Source organism: Planococcus sp. RAB007_Raresut (genome assembly GCF_057369535.1).
The window spans coordinates 264,030-282,700 of record NZ_JBXYIF010000001.1; the positions used below are offsets into that span (position 1 = coordinate 264,030).

The 18,671-nt window shown below is 44.6% G+C and carries 15 protein-coding genes; all 15 read right to left on the reverse strand.

Annotated elements, in window-relative coordinates:
* Positions 1 to 44: 44 nt before the first annotated feature.
* Positions 45 to 1,601, reverse strand: coding sequence for a ribonuclease Y (rny, locus tag AC2Q9J_RS01325; protein ID WP_499036651.1), 1,557 nt, complete (start codon positions 1,599 to 1,601; stop codon positions 45 to 47).
* A 270-nt stretch (positions 1,602 to 1,871) separates the two neighbouring features.
* On the reverse strand, positions 1,872 to 2,933 hold the full coding sequence (gene recA, locus AC2Q9J_RS01330) for a recombinase RecA (protein ID WP_499036652.1): 1,062 nt from the start codon (positions 2,931 to 2,933) through the stop codon (positions 1,872 to 1,874).
* 193 nt (positions 2,934 to 3,126) lie between these two features.
* Positions 3,127 to 4,362, reverse strand: a complete 1,236-nt coding sequence (locus AC2Q9J_RS01335) for a competence/damage-inducible protein A (RefSeq protein WP_499036654.1) — start codon at positions 4,360 to 4,362, stop codon at positions 3,127 to 3,129.
* A 33-nt stretch (positions 4,363 to 4,395) separates the two neighbouring features.
* Positions 4,396 to 4,974, reverse strand: coding sequence for a CDP-diacylglycerol--glycerol-3-phosphate 3-phosphatidyltransferase (gene pgsA, locus AC2Q9J_RS01340; protein WP_499036656.1), 579 nt, complete (start codon positions 4,972 to 4,974; stop codon positions 4,396 to 4,398).
* A gap of 50 nt (positions 4,975 to 5,024) precedes the next feature.
* Entirely contained in the window at positions 5,025 to 5,906 is an 882-nt protein-coding gene (locus AC2Q9J_RS01345; protein WP_499036658.1) for a helix-turn-helix domain-containing protein, read from the reverse strand.
* 14 nt (positions 5,907 to 5,920) lie between these two features.
* Entirely contained in the window at positions 5,921 to 6,724 is an 804-nt protein-coding gene (locus tag AC2Q9J_RS01350; RefSeq protein ID WP_499036659.1) for a DUF3388 domain-containing protein, read from the reverse strand.
* A gap of 108 nt (positions 6,725 to 6,832) precedes the next feature.
* Complete coding sequence (gene ymfI, locus AC2Q9J_RS01355; RefSeq protein WP_499036661.1) at positions 6,833 to 7,552, reverse strand: elongation factor P 5-aminopentanone reductase; 720 nt, start codon at positions 7,550 to 7,552, stop codon at positions 6,833 to 6,835.
* Entirely contained in the window at positions 7,549 to 8,853 is a 1,305-nt protein-coding gene (gene yfmH, locus AC2Q9J_RS01360; RefSeq protein ID WP_499036663.1) for an EF-P 5-aminopentanol modification-associated protein YfmH, read from the reverse strand. The genes ymfI and yfmH overlap by 4 nt, the downstream gene beginning before the upstream one ends.
* Positions 8,846 to 10,120 carry an EF-P 5-aminopentanol modification-associated protein YfmF gene (gene yfmF, locus AC2Q9J_RS01365; RefSeq protein ID WP_499036665.1) on the reverse strand — a complete coding sequence of 425 codons (1,275 nt, stop codon included), beginning with the start codon at positions 10,118 to 10,120 and terminating at the stop codon, positions 8,846 to 8,848. The genes yfmH and yfmF overlap by 8 nt, the downstream gene beginning before the upstream one ends.
* Positions 10,121 to 10,509: 389 nt before the next feature.
* Complete coding sequence (locus AC2Q9J_RS01370; RefSeq protein ID WP_499036667.1) at positions 10,510 to 11,469, reverse strand: ABC transporter permease; 960 nt, start codon at positions 11,467 to 11,469, stop codon at positions 10,510 to 10,512.
* 1 nt (position 11,470) lies between these two features.
* Positions 11,471 to 12,520: an ABC transporter permease gene (locus AC2Q9J_RS01375; protein ID WP_499036669.1), complete on the reverse strand. Its 1,050-nt coding sequence runs from the start codon at positions 12,518 to 12,520 to the stop codon at positions 11,471 to 11,473.
* On the reverse strand, positions 12,510 to 14,069 hold the full coding sequence (locus tag AC2Q9J_RS01380; protein WP_499036671.1) for an ABC transporter ATP-binding protein: 1,560 nt from the start codon (positions 14,067 to 14,069) through the stop codon (positions 12,510 to 12,512). The genes AC2Q9J_RS01375 and AC2Q9J_RS01380 overlap by 11 nt, the downstream gene beginning before the upstream one ends.
* Positions 14,070 to 14,238: 169 nt before the next feature.
* Entirely contained in the window at positions 14,239 to 15,318 is a 1,080-nt protein-coding gene (locus AC2Q9J_RS01385) for a BMP family lipoprotein (protein WP_499036673.1), read from the reverse strand.
* 47 nt (positions 15,319 to 15,365) lie between these two features.
* Positions 15,366 to 16,094, reverse strand: coding sequence for a GntR family transcriptional regulator (locus AC2Q9J_RS01390; RefSeq protein ID WP_499036675.1), 729 nt, complete (start codon positions 16,092 to 16,094; stop codon positions 15,366 to 15,368).
* A gap of 175 nt (positions 16,095 to 16,269) precedes the next feature.
* Positions 16,270 to 18,615 (reverse strand): FtsK/SpoIIIE family DNA translocase, encoded by a 2,346-nt coding sequence (locus AC2Q9J_RS01395; RefSeq protein WP_499036677.1) that lies wholly within the window; start codon positions 18,613 to 18,615, stop codon positions 16,270 to 16,272.
* Positions 18,616 to 18,671 lie beyond the last annotated feature (56 nt).

The following is an 18,671-nucleotide window of genomic DNA, read 5'->3' on the forward strand; positions in this document are numbered from 1 at the left end:
AAAAAGGCTTCTTTGAATAGACATTCATCGAAGCCTTTATCCTATTATTTTGCGTATTCAACTGCTCGAGTTTCTCTGATTACGGTCACTTTGATATGTCCCGGATAATCAAGCTCTTCTTCAATCCGTTTACGGATGTCGCGAGCTAAACGGTGTGCAGTCATATCATCAATCTGTTCCGGTCTGACCATGATGCGAATTTCACGTCCTGCTTGGATGGCGAATGATTTCTCAACGCCTTCGTAGGACTCTGAAATCTCTTCAAGTTTTTCCAGACGGCGGATATAATTTTCCAATGTCTCACTTCTCGCTCCCGGACGTGCCGCTGATAGGGCATCCGCTGCTGCAACGATTACTGAAATAATCGATGTCGCTTCGGTGTCGCCGTGGTGGGAAGCGATACTGTTGATAACTACTGGATGCTCTTTATATTTGGTTCCAAGTTCAACCCCGATTTCAACATGGCTGCCTTCCACTTCATGGTCGATCGCTTTACCGATATCATGAAGCAATCCCGCGCGCCTTGCCAAGGTGACATCTTCGCCAAGTTCCGCTGCCATCAAGCCGGAGAGGAATGCAACTTCCACTGAGTGCTTGAGGACGTTCTGTCCGTAACTTGTACGATAACGCAGACGGCCAAGAATTTTGATCAAATCGGGATGCAGATTATGTACCCCAACGTCAAATGTGGTTTGTTCCCCAATTTCACGGATTTGCTCATCTACTTCGCGTCTGGACTTTTCAACCATTTCTTCGATCCGTGCCGGGTGAATACGGCCATCTGACACTAATTTTTCAAGTGCCAGTCTCGCTGTTTCACGTCTGATCGGATCGAACCCTGACAGAATTACCGCTTCCGGTGTATCATCGATGATCAAATCGATGCCTGTCAATGTTTCAAGCGTCCGGATATTACGGCCTTCACGGCCAATAATACGGCCTTTCATCTCATCGTTAGGCAAGTTGACAACAGATACAGTTGTCTCTGCCACATGGTCCGCCGCAAAACGCTGCATCGCCAACGATAAAATGTTTTTCGCTTTCTTATCGGATTCCTCTTTGGCACGGGCTTCGGTCTCTTTTACCATCACTGCAATATCAGTTGAAAGTTCGTTTTCAACTTGCTGCAGGATGATTGACTTGGCTTCTTCGCGCGTCAAGGAAGAAATCCGTTCCATTTCGGATTGCTGCTGTCGAACCAATTCTTCAGCTTTGCTCTCCATCTGTTCAATATGCTGTTGTTTTTCAGCGAGGGCTTCATCTTTTCGTTCAAGTCCCGCTTCTCTTTTGTTTAATGCATCATCCTTGCGATCTAAATTTTCTTCTCTCTGCAACAACCGATTCTCCTGTTTTTGAAGTTCTGATCGGCGTTCCCGAATTTCAGATTCTGTTTCAGTACGCAATTTGTGATTTTCGTCTTTTGCTTCCAAAAGTGCTTCTTTTTTCAGTGCTTCTGCTTCTCTCTTCGCATCTTCTATTACTTGCTCTGCAGAGTTTCTCGCACCTGCCATTTTGGACTCATTTGATTTTTTCATTACAAAATAACCAACAAACACACCGACGAGGATACCAAGCAAAGCGAAGATGATCACGTATTCCATTCGGACACCTCCTCTTGCTATTCGTTTTAATGTTTCAAAAATAAATTAAATTTTCGTGCTTCTCAAACACTGTAAAAAATATAAAATTATACAGTTTTAATTGTATAGATGGACGTTTAAAGTGTCAACCCGGTGACAAGCCTTTAAAATAGCTTTGCCAGTGGATAAGACATAGTTTTTCGATGCCATTTCTGTGACAGAAACCCGCAAAATATTAAGAGCCGTTGGAACAAAGCACATGCTTTGTTCCAACGGCTCTCCTATTCAGACTTATTCGTCGTCCTCATCGATCAAAAGGTTGAACTCTTCCGGCTCCTCTTTAGAAGCAGCAATTGTATAGGATGCAGCGGCCATACCGTATTGTTCACGGATTTTCCCTGCAATCTCATTGCGGATGTCTTCGTGGTCACGAAGAAATTGCTTCGCGTTTTCACGGCCTTGTCCGATACGCTCTTCTTTATAAGAATACCAAGAACCGCTCTTTTGGATGATTTCAAGTTCTGCACCAATATCGACGATTTCACCTTCACGTGAAATCCCTTTACCGTACATGATATCAACTTCAGCTGTGCGGAATGGCGGCGCAACTTTGTTTTTCACGATTTTGATCTTCGTTCTGTTACCGATGATATCGTTGCCGGACTTCAAAGCTTCGGCACGGCGCACTTCCATACGGATAGATGAATAGAATTTCAATGCGCGACCACCAGTTGTTGTTTCAGGGTTACCGAACATAACACCGATTTTTTCACGGACCTGGTTGATGAAAATGACAATCGAATTCGATTTATTGATGATACCGGATAATTTGCGGAGAGCCTGAGACATCAGACGGGCTTGAAGACCCATGTGTGAATCGCCCATTTCCCCTTCAATTTCCGCTTTTGGAACAAGTGCTGCTACTGAGTCGATTACAACGATATCAACCGCTCCGCTTCGTACTAATGCTTCAGCAATTTCCAAAGCTTGTTCACCTGTGTCCGGCTGGGATAACAGCAATTCATCGATGTTCACGCCAAGGTTCTGCGCATAGACAGGATCCAATGCATGCTCAGCATCGATAAATGCCGCTGTTCCGCCAGTAGCCTGGACTTCCGCAATGGCATGCAAAGAAACAGTCGTTTTACCTGAACTTTCAGGACCATAAATTTCGATTACACGGCCACGTGGATATCCGCCTATACCAAGTGCAGAGTCAACTGCCAGTGAACCACTGGAAACAGATGAAATATTCCGGTCACTCTTTTCACCCAATTTCATAACTGAACCTTTACCAAATTGTTTTTCAATTTGTTTTAACGCAACATCTAACGCTGCTTTACGATCGCTCAAAAGAAATCCTCCTCTTAATAAAAACCAATTTTTCTACCTGTTTCTAGTATACTAGGTTAATGAGAAATACACAAGAAAAAAGCGAACGTTTATTCGTGTTCGCATTTAAAATTATAATTTTGAAGCCTCTATATTGAGCATATCCGTTTTTTGAAAAGGAAAAACACGCAAAAATAAATTTTGCGTGTTTTTTTTATCGTGAAAGTGTTCGTATTAAATAATGCAATGCCAATTTTACAGTGCGGATCCGATTTGTATTTCGCATCCCCGATAATTGCAGTCTGTAGGCATCGCTGCCTGACTCCGAAGAGATGCCGATCCACACTGTGCCAGCCGGTTGGCCCCCGTGCGCATCAGGGCCGGCGACTCCTGTCAATCCGATGCCGAAATCAGTGCCGAATTTACTGCGTACATTTTCCGCCATTGCCAATGCCGTCTGTTCGCTGACAACTCCATAAGTTTTCAGAAGTTCAGCGTTGATATCAAGCTGGCTGATTTTGATTTCTTCATTATAAGCAATGACGCCACCCGCAAGAACGGCGCTGGCCCCAGGCACAGAAGCCAGTTCTGACTGAAACAGGCCAGCGGTGAGGCTTTCTGCGGCTGAAATAGTCATGTTCTGTGCTTTCAGCAAATCAACTGCACGGGAAGTCAGTGAATCATCGTCGTAGCCATAGAGATATTCGCCGACAACATCCAGAATCTCTTCCTTCGTTTCATCGATCAATTTCCAGGCTTCTACCGCTGTATCCGTTTTTGCTGTAATCCGCAAAGTCACTTCGCTGGCGGATGCAAGAGGTGCGATTGTAGGATTGGTCTGTTTCACAAGTATATGATCCAACCGGTCTTCGAGTTCCGCTTCCCCGATACCGTAGAAACGCAGGACATGTGAAATGATCACATTTTCCTTGTTTAGCATCCGGATTAACTTCGGTTTTGCTTCAAACTGGAACATCGGCTCTATTTCATGCGGCGGTCCCGGCAACAATATATAGACTCTTCCTTCATGCTTATACATCATACCGGGGGCCATTCCGTTGTCGTTGACCAGAACATCACTGCCTTTAAGAATCAAAGCCTGTTTCCTGTTATTTTCAGTCATCGGCCGTTTAGCCCGCTCGAAAAAAGCTTCTATCGACTCCATCGCCAAGTCGTCCATTTCAAGTGTCGTGCCGAGATGCCTGGCAATGGTTTCTTTTGTCAGATCATCTTTTGTAGGACCCAATCCCCCGGAGAAAATTATAAGATCAGCACGGTTTTCCGCAATTCTGATGGCCTGTTCAAGACGTTCAGGATTGTCACCGACAACTGTATGATAGTAAACATTAATGCCGATTTCAGCCAAATGCCCAGATACAAAACGTGCATTTGTATTCGTTATTTGTCCGAGCAGCAATTCTGAACCGACTGCTATGATTTCTGCATTCATCAGCGCAACCACCTTTCAACTTTTAAAGAAAGTTTATTTAGAAGCCAGCAAGCCTTTCCGGTTTGCGTAAAAATAGTCCCAACCGGACCATACGGTGAAGATCAACGCGATGTAGAGCATGATCATTCCAAACGGAAGTCCGATCAGCGTGAAAATCATATCATATAGAAGCAATGCGGATATCGCCAAAATTTGAGCTGTAGTCTTGATTTTGCCAAGGCCGCCAGCTGCAACCACTTCTCCTTCACCTGCCAACACTAGGCGCAGCCCAGTCACCGCAAATTCACGGCTGATGATGATGATGACGATCCATGCTGGGGCAAAACCAAGTTCCACAAGAATGATCAAAGCTGCCGAAACAAGCAATTTATCAGCAAGCGGATCAAGGAATTTTCCAAATGTCGTTACAAGATTGTATTTCCGGGCATAATAGCCGTCAACCCAATCCGTCAATGATGCGAATATAAAAATCAAACCGCCGATAAAATGGCTGATGGGCAATGTTGCTCCAAAAAGAGTCATTTCTCCCCAGCCGAAATCAATCAGCATAAATATCATAAATACCGGTATTAAAAGAATGCGTGAAACTGTTATTTTATTTGGTATGTTCATAATGTTTCCCCTTCCTGGCTTTCAATAAAAATAGCCATCTGTATAGATGGCTATTCAGCGTCTGTAAAATCGATAACGATGTTCTGGGTTGTCAGATCCTGCTCATACTCGATTGGTTCACCATTCAGTGAAAGCACCACGTTCGGCGTTGCACCAAGGCGGATCCGCACTTGTGAGGCTTCTGACACATCCAGTGTTTCACTTTGCCCAGACTGCATCGTAGCAGCTGTCATCAGGTTCTCGCCGTTTTCATCCGTGGCGGCAACCCATGACGGACCTGAAACTTCGATAAGAAGCTCCCGCTCTGCCGGGCCTGTCCACTGATAATTAGTAGTTTGGCCGTCTGTTCCGGCAACGGAAATCTCAGTTTCCGGTTCAGCCGGTTCTTCTTCTTCAGGCTGTTCTTCTGCAGATTCATCTTCTGCAGGTTCATCTTCCTCGGTTGCTGGAGGGGAGTTTTCAGAAGGGGCTTCATATTGCACGCCATCGTCATTTTCGGCTACTTCATCGGTTGGATCGTTCTGTGCCAGCATATTATAGAAGAACCACATCACGAATATAATCAAGACAATGAATAATGCAACAAGAATCATCGGCATCTTTTCATTTATTCTGTTGGATGACGATTTTGACATCGACTGTCTGCGTGACCGGGCTGGCGCAGCCATCGGTTTGCTGACTTGCTCTTTCGTTGTCTCCGGCATTTCAGCTTTATGCTGTTCAAGCAGTTCATCAGCATTCAGCCCGACTGCATCGGCATATTGTTTTATAAAAGCACGAACATAGAATTGACCCGGCATCATGCTGTAATTGCCTTCTTCTATTCCCGCCAGATAACGTTTCTGTATTTTGGTTACATCCTGTAAATCTTCCAGGCTGTAGCCTTTAGCGATTCTCGCTTCTTTCAGGCGAGTACCCATTTCATTCAACACGATCACCTGCCTGCCTAAAAATTAAATCCTCCGCCAAACATATCATCCACTTGGCTCTTATCATTCACAAAATTATTTTTCTCCATCACTTCATAAGTGATTTCCTCATCCGGGTGATGGCGCAATTCGATAATATAATCAAAGTCTTCAATGCTGTATTCGGATTGCTGGATGAACATATCCGGATGCTCCACCACTTTAATAGTAGGCATTCGCATCATTTCCCGGACCAGCTGCATATGGCGCTCATCATGTGCGCGCCTTGTAACGATGCCATCAAGGATGAAAATATTATTCTCATTGAATTCGTCACCCATAAGCTGGTTTCTGACAGTCTGCTTGATCATAGTCGAGGAAAGGAAAATCCACTTTTTATTGGCACTGACGCTCGCAGCTACAATAGATTCCGTCTTTCCAACCCTTGGCATGCCGCGCAGTCCGACGAGTTTATGGCCTTCCTGCTTAAAAATCTCGGCCATGAAATCGACCAGCAAGCCCAGTTCATCTCTGACAAACCGGAACGTATTCCGGTCATCCGCATCCCTTTGGATATATCGTCCGTGGCGAACCGCGAGGATATCACGCAATTTGGGTTCACGGAATTTAGTCACGGCTATCGTTTCAATCGTGGAAACGATTTGTACGAAACGTTCAAGCTGCACATCGTGCTCCGCTCGCAGCAGCATACCGCGGCGTCCCTGGTCTACACCATTGATCGTGACGATGTTGACACGCAGCATCCCAAGCAGAGAAGCTATATCACCCAGCAAACCCGGTCGGTTCACTTGGATTTCGTATTCAAAATACCATTCTCTCATTAAGCGTCCGACCTTTCGCTGTCAATTTCTTATTAATTCCCTACTCTCTATAATAGCTGATTTAATGCTGCAAGAAAAGGGTTCCTCAAAAGAATAAACTTAAAAGCGCTACATATGCCAGCCGCCATTTACACGCAATGTCTGCCCGGTCATATAATCCGCTTTGCCGCTGACCAGAAATTCCACCATATCCGCCACATCCTGAGGCTTGCCAAGTCCCAACGGAATTTCCTCACGCAGCGAGTCTAACTCCTCTACTGAAAAATCATTGTTCATTTTAGTCATGATAAACCCGGGTGCAACAGCGTTGACCCGGGTGCCGGAATAGGCCATTTCTTTGGCATAGGCTTTAACAAAAGCCAATTGTGCGCCTTTTACTGCTGAATAGGCCGTTTCCATGGAAGCACCTATTTCACCCCAGATGGAAGAAATGAAAACAATATAGGAATGAGAATGGCGCCGGAACTTCGGTGACAGCTGCCGAATGACCGATAGCGGATTTTTGACGTGGACCAGCCATAGCTTATCCATTTCTTCGTCTCGGGTATCCTCCAGCATTTCCACCAATGCATGCCCGCTTGCCACAATTACACAAGATACATCAAAAAGCTGTTCAGTAAGTCGATCAGCGGCATTCGGCAAAGAAAGATCAGCGTGGACTTCGATAAATTCCGATTGCGGATAAGCCTCTCTTAAGTGGGACGCCAAAGTGTCCGCCGGGTTCGTATTCCAATGAAGATAAAGTGACCAGCCAGAAGCCGCAAGTGTCCGAGAAATGCTTTCACCAAGTTCTCCGGAAGCCCCCATTACAAGGGCGAATTTCTTCACTGCGCTTCCTTCTTGTCAGGAGACAGAATTGAGAACACGGATTGCTGGCTTTCCGCACTGACCAGCGAAAACGCTGCTTGCAGATCAGCTACTTCGATTCCTTCGAGAGTCGGTACAACATCAAAAAGATTCATGCCATTGAATGTATAGCGCGTAAACTGATTGGCGATATACTCAGGTGAATTCAATGCCCGAAGGAAAAAGCCGATTTTTTTACGGCGCATGCGGTCTAAATCCGCCTGCCCAAATGGCCATTTCTCAACAGCATTCGCGATCGTGTGTTTTATTTCAGCGGCAAGCGTTTCAGGCTGTGCTGTATCCGAGCCGATGATCGCATAGCCGAAGCCATTTTCCAAGGAATAATCGAATGAATAGGATTCGTCGATCCAATTCTTTTCGTATGCATGGTGATAGAAATCGGAAGTACGGCCAAACAGCAACTCAAATGCCAGCTCCGCTGCAAGTTCATGCTTCAGCATTTCTTCACCTTGCAGATCCATTTTCTCAGGTTTAATGCCGACAAAGACTTTAGGCTTTTGCACACTCATATTCAAAACACGTTCCTTGATGGCCACTTCCAATGGCTCTTCAGGAAAAATGCGTTCGATTTCCTGTGCGTCTTCAAACGTTTTCCGGTCCTGGTTTTCTTTAATGAATTTCATCATCCCATCCGGATCGACAGCCCCCACTACAAAGAGCACCATATTGGAAGGATGGTAGAACGTGTTGTAGCAAGTATATAAATGCTCGGCTGTTATATCCTGTATCGAATCCACTGTGCCAGCGATATCGATTTTAACCGGATGATTTTTGTACATGTTTTCGATAATGCCGAAATACAAACGCCAATCGGGCTGATCATCATACATCGTGATTTCCTGAGCGATGATTCCTTTTTCTTTTTCCACCGTTTGTTCAGTGAAATAAGGTTCCTGGACAAAATCCAACAGCGTTTCGATGTTTTCATTTATTTGGCCGGTTGCTGAAAACAGGTACGCTGTGCGTGTAAATGAAGTATACGCATTTGCGGACGCACCTTGCTTGCTGAACTGCTGGAAAATGTCCCCTTCTTCTTTCTCGAACATCTTATGCTCAATGAAGTGCGCGATGCCATCCGGCACTTTAATCGCGTCTTTTTCGCCGCGCGGAACAAAATGATTATCGATTGATCCGTATTTAGTCGTGAATGTGGCAAAGGTCTTGGAAAAACCTTTTTTTGGCAAAATAAAGACTTGCAGTCCGTTTTCCAGTTTTTCATGGTATAAGGTTTCATCCAATTGTTCGAATTCCACTTTATGCATCAATTTCACTTTCCTTTCCTGACAGGAAATAAGTCATTTCCAGGCTTAGTTGTTTAGCTGCATCAGCTATGTCATCTTTAGTGATTTTATTCCATCTGCTGATCAGGTAATCAGGTTCAAAATCCTCCGTCAGCTCCATGTATTGATCGTAAATATCGATTTGTCCGCGCGCGGAATCAAGCGCTTCGGTCAATTGGTTGGTTAAAAGTGCCTTAGTCTGTCCGAACTCGACATCCGTAATATTTCCTTTTTTGACTTCTTCGAGCTGTTCAAGAATCAGCTTAACCGCTTTTTCTTCAAGTTTGCCATCAATACCCGCCAGGACAAACATCAAGCCGAATTGGGATGAGTAGGAACTTGATACATAATAAGCCATGCTCTCTTTTTCACGAATATTCACGAAGAGTTTCGAATGGGCATAGCCGCCGAAAACTCCGTTAAGCAATTGCATTACCGGGAATTTTTCATCTCGGAAAGTGACAGGACTGAAAAAAGCCATGTGCAGTTTCCCTTGTTTCATATCTTCGAATTCGGCAACGCGCTGCTGAGCAGGTTTTTTCAGCTCCATAGAAGGTGCTGCAACCGGTTTCTCACGATCAGTGAAATGGAAATAATCACGAATGTAATCCGCAATCATGTCAGGTTTCACATCGCCTACGGCATAGATTTCCACTTCATTGGATTCGATCATTGTGCGGTATTCTTCTATCAGCTTCTCGTTAGTAATCTTTTCTACTTCTTCAATTGAACCATTAGCCGGAATAGACGCAGGATGTTCCGGCAAAGCCAGATCCATCATCCGCTGCTGGGCATAACGGGTTTTATCATCAAAAATCGATTCGATTCTTTCTTTGACCGCATTTTTTTCACGCAGGAAAATGGATTCTTTGAAAAGTCCATGTTCGGTATTCGGCTTAAACAGCACAAGGTACATCAGATTCAGGACTTTTTCGAGAACGCCTTCTTCTGATAAATACTGATCGTTGACTGTTTCAACATTTAAGCTGACGATATGCTCGTTGCCGCGCTTGGAAGAATCCATATACAAAGATGTGCCGTAAAGATCATCCAGCACCATTCGAAGCGCTGTATGGGAAGGGTAAACTTCATTACTGTGCTGCAAAACATTCGCAAGAATCGAGCGGGCAGAAGCTTTCTCTTTTGATAATTTATCTTTAAACTTTATTGAAATATTAATAGTTTTGAACTGTGTTGTTTCATTGACGTGAACATTCACGCCTTTCGCGAGCCTGATAGTTTCAAACATTGATGAATCCCCTCTCATTGTTCATTCTTTTACTATACCGAACCTTTTCCTTTAAATGCAAATAAAGAAAAGCGACGGCGCCCGTTTAGCCCCGACAAGCGCTGGAGGATTTGGCCGCCATGGCGTTCTTTGCCATGAAGGGCAAATCCGAAGCGACTCGAGGGGCTGGGCCGCCGGAGTCTGGACAATAAAGAAAAGCGGAAGCGCACGTCCAGATTCGACGGGCATAAGACGATCTGGCGAAGTGGCGCACTTTGCCACACAGCCAGAGTGGCTTATGACACTAGAATCTGTGCGCTGGAGTCTGGACAATAAGAAAAGCGTCGGCGCCCATTTAATATTTATAAGAAAAAAAGCCGTCGCAATGACGGCTCTTTTAACTTTAAGGTTTAACGTTCACCTTTAATATATGGTTTACCATTCGCTTTCGGCGCGTTCGCCTTACCGATAAAGCCTGCAAGCGCAAGAATTGTCAGCAGGTATGGAAGGATAAGCAGAATTACACTTGGTATTTCTTTAATGTAATCAATCGATGATCCTGCGATACTCAAGGATTGAGCAAGACCGAAGAACAAAGCTGCTCCCATCGCACCCAGTGGATGCCATTTCCCGAATATCATTGCAGCAAGAGCCATGAACCCTTGACCGTTGATCGTAGCGTGACCAAAATCATTAGTGATGGTCTGTGCATAGATTGCACCGCCGATTCCTGCAAGTGCACCGGAAATCATTACCGCGATATAACGCATTCTTGTAACATTGATCCCCATTGTGTCAGCCGCCATCGGGTGTTCACCAACAGCTCTCAAGCGAAGGCCGAATGGTGTTTTATAGATGACGAACCAAGCAACGATGGCTACAGCAATTGCAAAGAATGAAGTGTTATAAATTGATTTAAAGAACAGATCCCCGATAAACGGAATATCCGATAAAACCGGTACATTATACCGAGCAAACCGCTCGGTGATAAAATCCGTCTGTCCTTTACCGAAGATTTTTTTAACGAGATACAAAGATAAAGCGATGGCCAGCAAGTTGATGGCAACACCTGATACTACCTGATCCGCACGGAATGAGATTGAAGCGACTGCGTGAAGCAAAGACAGCAATAATGCAGCTACCATAGCCGCTATCAGCGCAAGCCAAGGTGTCGCACCGCCAAATGTATCGGCAAAGAACAAGTTGAACAGGATACCTGTAAAGGCACCAATTACCATCAGACCTTCAAGACCGATATTGACAACACCGGATCTCTCGGAAAATACGCCGCCGATTGCGACGAGAATTAGCGGCGCAGCATAGAATATCGCTGAAGGAATGATGAAATACAAAACTTCCAGGAAAGTCATATTACTTCGCCTCCTTCTTCTTATTTGCTGCCCGCAGCAACAGCAGGCGGATGATGTAGCCTGAAGCTACGAAGAAAATAATGACAGCAATTACAATTTCAACGATTTCCAATGGAATTCCGGCTTCGTTCGGCATATTTAAAGCGCCGTATTTCAGTGAACCGAATAGTGTGGCACCGAAAATAACGCCGAGCGGAGTGTTCATACCCAGTAAGGCAACAGCAATTCCGTCAAACCCGATTCCAGTGAAGCCGCCTTTTGATGATACATATTCAAATGTACCCAGTGCTTCCATTGCTCCGGCCAATCCTGCAAATGCACCTGAAATGACCATCGCCAGAATAATGTTTTTGTTGACGTTCATACCAGCATATTCAGAAGCATTCTGGTTGAAGCCAACTGCTTTCAATTCGTAACCCAAAGTAGTCTTTTCAAGAATCAGCCACATCACCCCGACCATGATCAGCGCCAGCAGGATTCCGTAATGCAATCGTGAGAATTCTGTAAGGTTTTGAAAGAACTCTGAACGGAGAGATGCGCTTGTAAAGATTTTTTCAGTACGGTCTCCGCCGTCAGATACTGTTTTGATCAAAGCATTTGTTACATGCAATGCGATATAGTTCATCATGATTGTTACGATTACTTCGTGTACGCGGAATTTCGCTTTCAAAAGACCCGGCACAAAGCCCCATAGCGCTCCTGCAACTGCCGCTGCCAAAATCGCAAGCGGCAAGTGGATGATTTTCGGCAGTTCAACAGCCACACCTACATACGCCGCTGCAAACCATCCTACGATCAATTGGCCTTCAACACCGATATTGAAAAGTCCTGAGCGGAATGCAAATGCCACCGCCAGACCAGCCAATAAATAAGGTGTTATTTGGCGAAGAGTTTCTCCTATTGTATATAAGTCCCCAAAGATTCCATTCCATAAAGCTGTATAGCCGATTACAGGATTATATCCGCTGACAAGCATGATAACAGCTCCGACCAGCAAACCTAGAATAACGGAAACAAGGGGGACCAGAATATTGGTCGCTCTATTCGACATGCTGATCCTCACCTTCCTTCAACTTACCTTTTTCATTATCATCAAGTTTATGTCCCGCCATCAACAGACCAAGCTGCTGCTCTGTCGTCGTTTCCGGAGTAACAATATCAACAATTTCACCATCGTGAATAACAGCAATCCGATCCGATACATTCATGACTTCATCCAATTCAAATGAAATCAATAAGACGGCTTTGCCATTATCACGCTGTTCTATAAGACGGCTGTGTATAAATTCGATTGCCCCAACATCCAGACCGCGTGTCGGTAAAGCGGCAATCAGAAGATCTGGATCCCGGTCAACTTCACGTCCGATGATCGCCTTCTGCTGGTTACCACCCGAAAGTGAACGCGCCAGCTCATGCGGCCCTTGAGTACGGACATCAAAATCAGCAATGATCTGTTTTGCTTTTTCATTAATTTTGTCATAATCAATAAATCCGTTTTTGGAAATAGGTTTTGTGTAATACGTCTGAAGCGCAATATTATGCCCAATCGGGAAATCCAAAACCAAACCGTGTTTATGGCGATCCTGAGGAATGTGCCCTACTCCGGCTTCAGTCACTTTGCGCGGTTTCAAACCTGTAACATCTTTTTCATTGATAAAGATTGTACCGCTTTTCACTTTTCTAAGACCCGTAATCGCTTCGATAAGTTCCGACTGCCCGTTGCCGTCGATTCCAGCAATCCCGACGATTTCACCCTTACGGACATTTAAGTTCAGGTTCTTGACTTTTGCGACGCCGCGGTAATCCAGAACCACAAGATCACGAATATCGAGAACTTCGTCTTTAGGAAAAGCAGGGCCTTTCTCTGTCTTGAATTCAACCTGTCGGCCAACCATCAATGAAGCGAGTTCATTCGGATTCGTTTCAGCAGTTATGACTGTGCCGATACCCTGTCCTTTTCTGATTACAGTGACACGGTCGGATACATCCATGATTTCCTTAAGTTTGTGGGTAATCAAAATGATCGATTTACCTTCAGCGATCAGGCGTTTCATAATTTGAACCAATTCAATGATCTCCTGCGGAGTCAAAGAAGCAGTCGGTTCATCAAAAATCAGGATTTCCGCCCCACGGTAAAGCGTTTTCAAAATTTCCACACGCTGCTGCATACCAACTGAAATGTCTTCAATGATTGCATAGGGATCCACATTCAATCCGTATTTTTCGGATAAAGCCTGAACTTTATCTGCAGCATCTTTCTTGTTCGTTATACCTAACTTGGTCGGTTCTGATCCAAGGATGATGTTTTCTGTAACGGAAAAATTCTCAACCAGCATAAAATGCTGGTGCACCATCCCAATGCCCAGGTCATTGGCAACGTTCGGATTCGTAATGTCCACTTTTTTTCCGCGGACTCGTATTTCTCCGCCTTCTGGCTGATAAAGTCCGAAAAGAACGTTCATCAATGTCGATTTTCCAGCACCATTTTCACCCAACAAGGCATGAATTTCACCTTTTTGTAATTGCAGGGTGATGTTGTCATTGGCGACAAAGTTTCCGAATTCTTTTCGGATGTTCAGCATTTCAACAACATATTCCACTGTTTTCACTCCCTCGAAAACTGTTAAATTCTCTTTTATTAATTAATACAGGAAAGGTTTCCATCTATAAAAACCTTTCATCTATTAATTTTTCTGTAAATTTAGGCGAAAAAAAATCATAAAGACCGGTTAAACCGGTCTTTATGAGAATGACCGTGAGCATCGAAGATTATTCCACAGTTTCTGGAACTGTAATATCGCCATCAACGATCTGTTGCTTGAATTCTTCGATTTGAGACATGATGTCCTCTGGAATAGCTCCGCGCGAATCAGCAAGGCCGATACCGTCGTCAGCAAGACCATAAACAACTGTTTCGCCACCTGGGAATTCTCCGTTCATTGCTTGTTCAGAGATGTTGTAAACTGCATTGTCAACACGTTTAAGAACTGAAGTCAAAGTGATGTTAGAATCGCCAACTTGTCCTTCGTCGTATTGGTCAGAGTCAACTCCGATTACCCATACGTTTGCATCTGCATCTGCTTCTTTGCGTTCTTTAGCTTCAGTGAAGACACCGTTGCCAGTTCCGCCAGCAGCGTGGAAAATGATATCAGCTCCGCCTTGATACATACGGTTAGCTGTAGTTTTACCTAATTCCGCTTTATCAAAAGCACCTGTGTATTGAACATCAACTTCAACGTCTGGGTTAGCAGCTTCAACGCCAGCAAGGAACCCAGCTTCGAAACGCTCGATTACAGGAATTTCCATGCCGCCGACAAATCCGACTTTACCTGTTTCAGACATAAGAGCAGCCGCAACACCTGCAAGGAATGCACCTTCTTGTTCTTTGAACAATACGCTTGCAACGTTATCAGCTTCAACTACAGCATCAATGATAGCGATTTGTGCATCCGGCTGTTGTGCAGCGATTTCAGCTACTGCGCCTTCCATCAAGAATCCGATACCGAAAACGACATCGAAGTCACGGCGGATCAAGTTGTTCAAGTTAGTGTTGTAATCTGCATCACTTTGTGACTGAAGGTAATCGAATCCACCGTCACCTTTTTCAAGTCCATTGTCTTCACCGAATTTCTGTAGACCTTCCCAAGCTGACTGGTTGAAAGATTTATCATCGACGCCGCCGACGTCAGTAACCATTGCTACTGCAATATCACTTGATTCTTCTGTGCCTTCTCCTTCGCCGCCAGTTGTTGTGTCGGTTGAAGTGTCTTCATCACTGCTGCAAGCAGCAAGCATAGTACCAGCAGCAAGCATTAATGAAAGACCTAGACCAAATTTACGTTTTGTCAATGTAATAACCCCCAAGGTTTTTTTGATATTAGCAGGAATAGTTTGTTTTACACACGTTTTCGAACTACATGGAAACTGAATTTATCAGCTCTGAAATAGTTCTTTGAGTAAAGCACCACTTGATCGTCTGTATCATAATGGAGCTGTTTTAATACCAACAATGCAGTTTCAGGATCGGTTTCCAGAATTGGAGACGCGTCTTCATGGTATCCAATGGGATCGATATATGTCACTGCATAACTAATATGTGTTTCTCCACTTTCCTCTATTGCTGAGAAAATGGAGCTTTCGGCGCGGCCCAGAAAATCTTCCGGCAAAAAGCTGGAAAGAACTTTGTCGATGCAATAAACGACAGGTTCACCATTTGCTGTCCGAACTCTTTCAATTGTAATTACTGAATCTTCAGGATTGCAATGTAAGCGTTTTATATCATCCTCAGAAGCAAGGCTTTCGGAAGTACTCAGATAAATCGAACCAGGTTCCATACCGGCCTGCCTGATTGTCTCTGAGACACTTGTTAATTGTTCGATCCCTGATGTAAATAGGGGTTTCGGATTAACAAATGTTCCGACGCCATGTCTCCTTACTATAATATTATCCTCTTCCAGCAGCCTGAGCGCTTCCCGCAAGGTGGCGCGGCTGACTCCAAGTGTTTTCGCCAATTCGAATTCGGAAGGCAACTTTTCTTTCTCTTTGTATATTCCGGCAGCAATATCCTGCTTCATCCGATCGATCACTTGAAGATACAATGCCCGATGATCCGATTTAATTGTCATACGATTCACCACCAATGACAGAGATCAGACATCTGATGTAAAACATTCCTACTAATCAAAATTACTATAACACTTATTTCCACCGAAATAAATAGTGTTTTGTCGAATTTCGCGAATTTTTCAGTCAGAAGCCTTTAACGATGTGCGTAATATGTCACGAAATTTTCTTTTTAATTTAATATTCTTCCTGCTTTTGAACTAAAACAGTCCGGGGTTTACTTCCTTCATACGGTCCAACGACTCCGCGCTGCTCCATTTGGTCGATGATTCGTGCGGCACGGGAATAACCTACCCGGAACCTGCGCTGCAGCATGGAAACTGAAGCTGTCTGCATTTCGGTGACCAACTGAACCGCCTCATCATAAATCTCATCCGTTTCTTCATCAATACTGGTCTCTTCTACATCGGAAGGAATCATATCTTCCTGGTACTGTGCTTTTTGCTGCTCAATGGCAAAGTCGACGATTTTCTCCACTTCACTGTCAGATAGAAACGCACCTTGCACTCGGACCGGCTTGGATTGTCCGGCGCCTAGGAAGAGCATATCCCCCCGGCCGAGCAATTTCTCTGCACCGCCCATATCCAAAATCGTACGCGAATCGATCGCAGATGAAACGGCGAAAGCAATCCGTGATGGAATATTTGCTTTAATGACACCGGTAATAACGTTTACACTTGGACGCTGTGTCGCGATGATCAGGTGTATTCCCGCTGCGCGTGCCATTTGCGCCAGACGGGTGATGGCATCTTCCACTTCGTTCGAAGCAACCATCATCAGATCCGCAAGTTCATCCACAATCACGACGATAAACGGCAATTTAGGATGCTTGTCTTCATTTTCTTCGTTAAATACTCTCACATATTCGTTATATCCTTCGATGTTTCTAGTTCCTGTATGAGAAAACAATTCATAGCGCCGCTCCATTTCAGAAACGATTTTCTTCAAAGCCTGCGCTGCTTTCCTCGGATCGGTTACAACCGGTGCCAGTAAATGAGGGATGCCGTTATAGACATTCAGCTCCACCATTTTCGGATCAATCATCATCATTTTCACTTCATGCGGTTTTGCCCGCATGATTATACTGGTGATGATGCCGTTGATACACACCGATTTCCCGCTTCCGGTCGATCCGGCCACAAGCAGATGGGGCATTTTGTTCAATTCAGTCATGACCGCTTGTCCTGTAACATCGCGTCCCAGGCCAAACAGCAGTTTTGAATCAGGCTTATTGTTTTCTTCGGATTCAAGAACTTCACGCAGGCTGACAATGGCAACTTCCGAGTTCGGAACTTCGATGCCGATGGCAGATTTCCCTGGAATCGGCGCTTCAATCCGTATATCCCTGGCCGCAAGCGCCAATGCCAAATCATCGTGAAGGCTGACGATTTTACTGACTTTAACGCCGGTATCAGGCAAGACTTCGTATTTCGTTACAGCAGGTCCAAGATGCACTTGCGTCACTTTTGCGCGCACACCAAAACTCTGGAATGTTTTCTCCAATTTTTTAGCATTTTTCTGGATGCCGGAATATTCCCCGCTTTGGTCGCTGTGCGGCGGCAAGGTCAGAAGATCGATTGGAGGCAATTGATATTCCTCATTTTCCATTTCTTCCGCTGTTGTCAGCAATTGAACATCTCCTGCTGTCTCTTCTTCCGCTTTCGGCTTCGTTTCTTTTGGAGGCTCTGCCTGTTTTGGTTTCACATTTTCAGTAAACGCGGAAATGATTGGTTCTTCCGGCGCATCCATATAAACCGAATCATCTGTATATCCATAAGTACCAGCAGCTGGCTCCTCATCATGCGAATGGATCGTCTCTTGATCCTCTCCAGTTTCCACTGTTCTATTATTAGGTTTATCCTTCTTGCTTTTATTCGCTGGACGATTGAAGCGCTGTCCGATGGACTGCAATACCGGACGGAAACTCGGAACTTTTTCAGCGATGAAAGGTGCTGCTGCTCGGCCTGTAAGAATAATTGTCCCAATGGATAGTAGAATGAGAGCAATAATCCAGGTGCCGGCCGTTTCGAACAGCACATGCATCATCGCATACAGCATTGCACCGATAATTCCTCCGCCAATGGCCTTATACTCGGTCCAGATAGTGCCACTGATCTGAATGGATTTTACGGTTTCACCCATCACATTTGCGGAAGTGATCGGCAAAATCGAACTCGCTGCCCAGATTAAATGACAAACGAGGAAGATACCGGTCAATAAAAATAAGGTGCCCACTGTTTTGCGGAATTGCGGTTTTGGCCACGTCCGTTTGACCATGATGTAAACTGCTAAGGCGATTAATGTCAGAGGTATCAAGAAAGCCAGAAAACCTGTCAGGTATTCCGCCGAATTATAAAACAAACGCCCGACTCTGCCTAATTGGAAAGCCATCAATACTGCGATGCCAATCATCACAATTCCCAATATTTCAAAAAGGATCGTCGGCATCGCCTGGTTATTTTTTTTATTGGACTTTGTTTTTACGTTCTTTTTCTTTTTCTTATTCTGACCACTGCGAGGCATTTCGTTCCCCCATTTCCTATGTAATCGAAAAAGGATTTCCCCCGATAGTTCGGTAT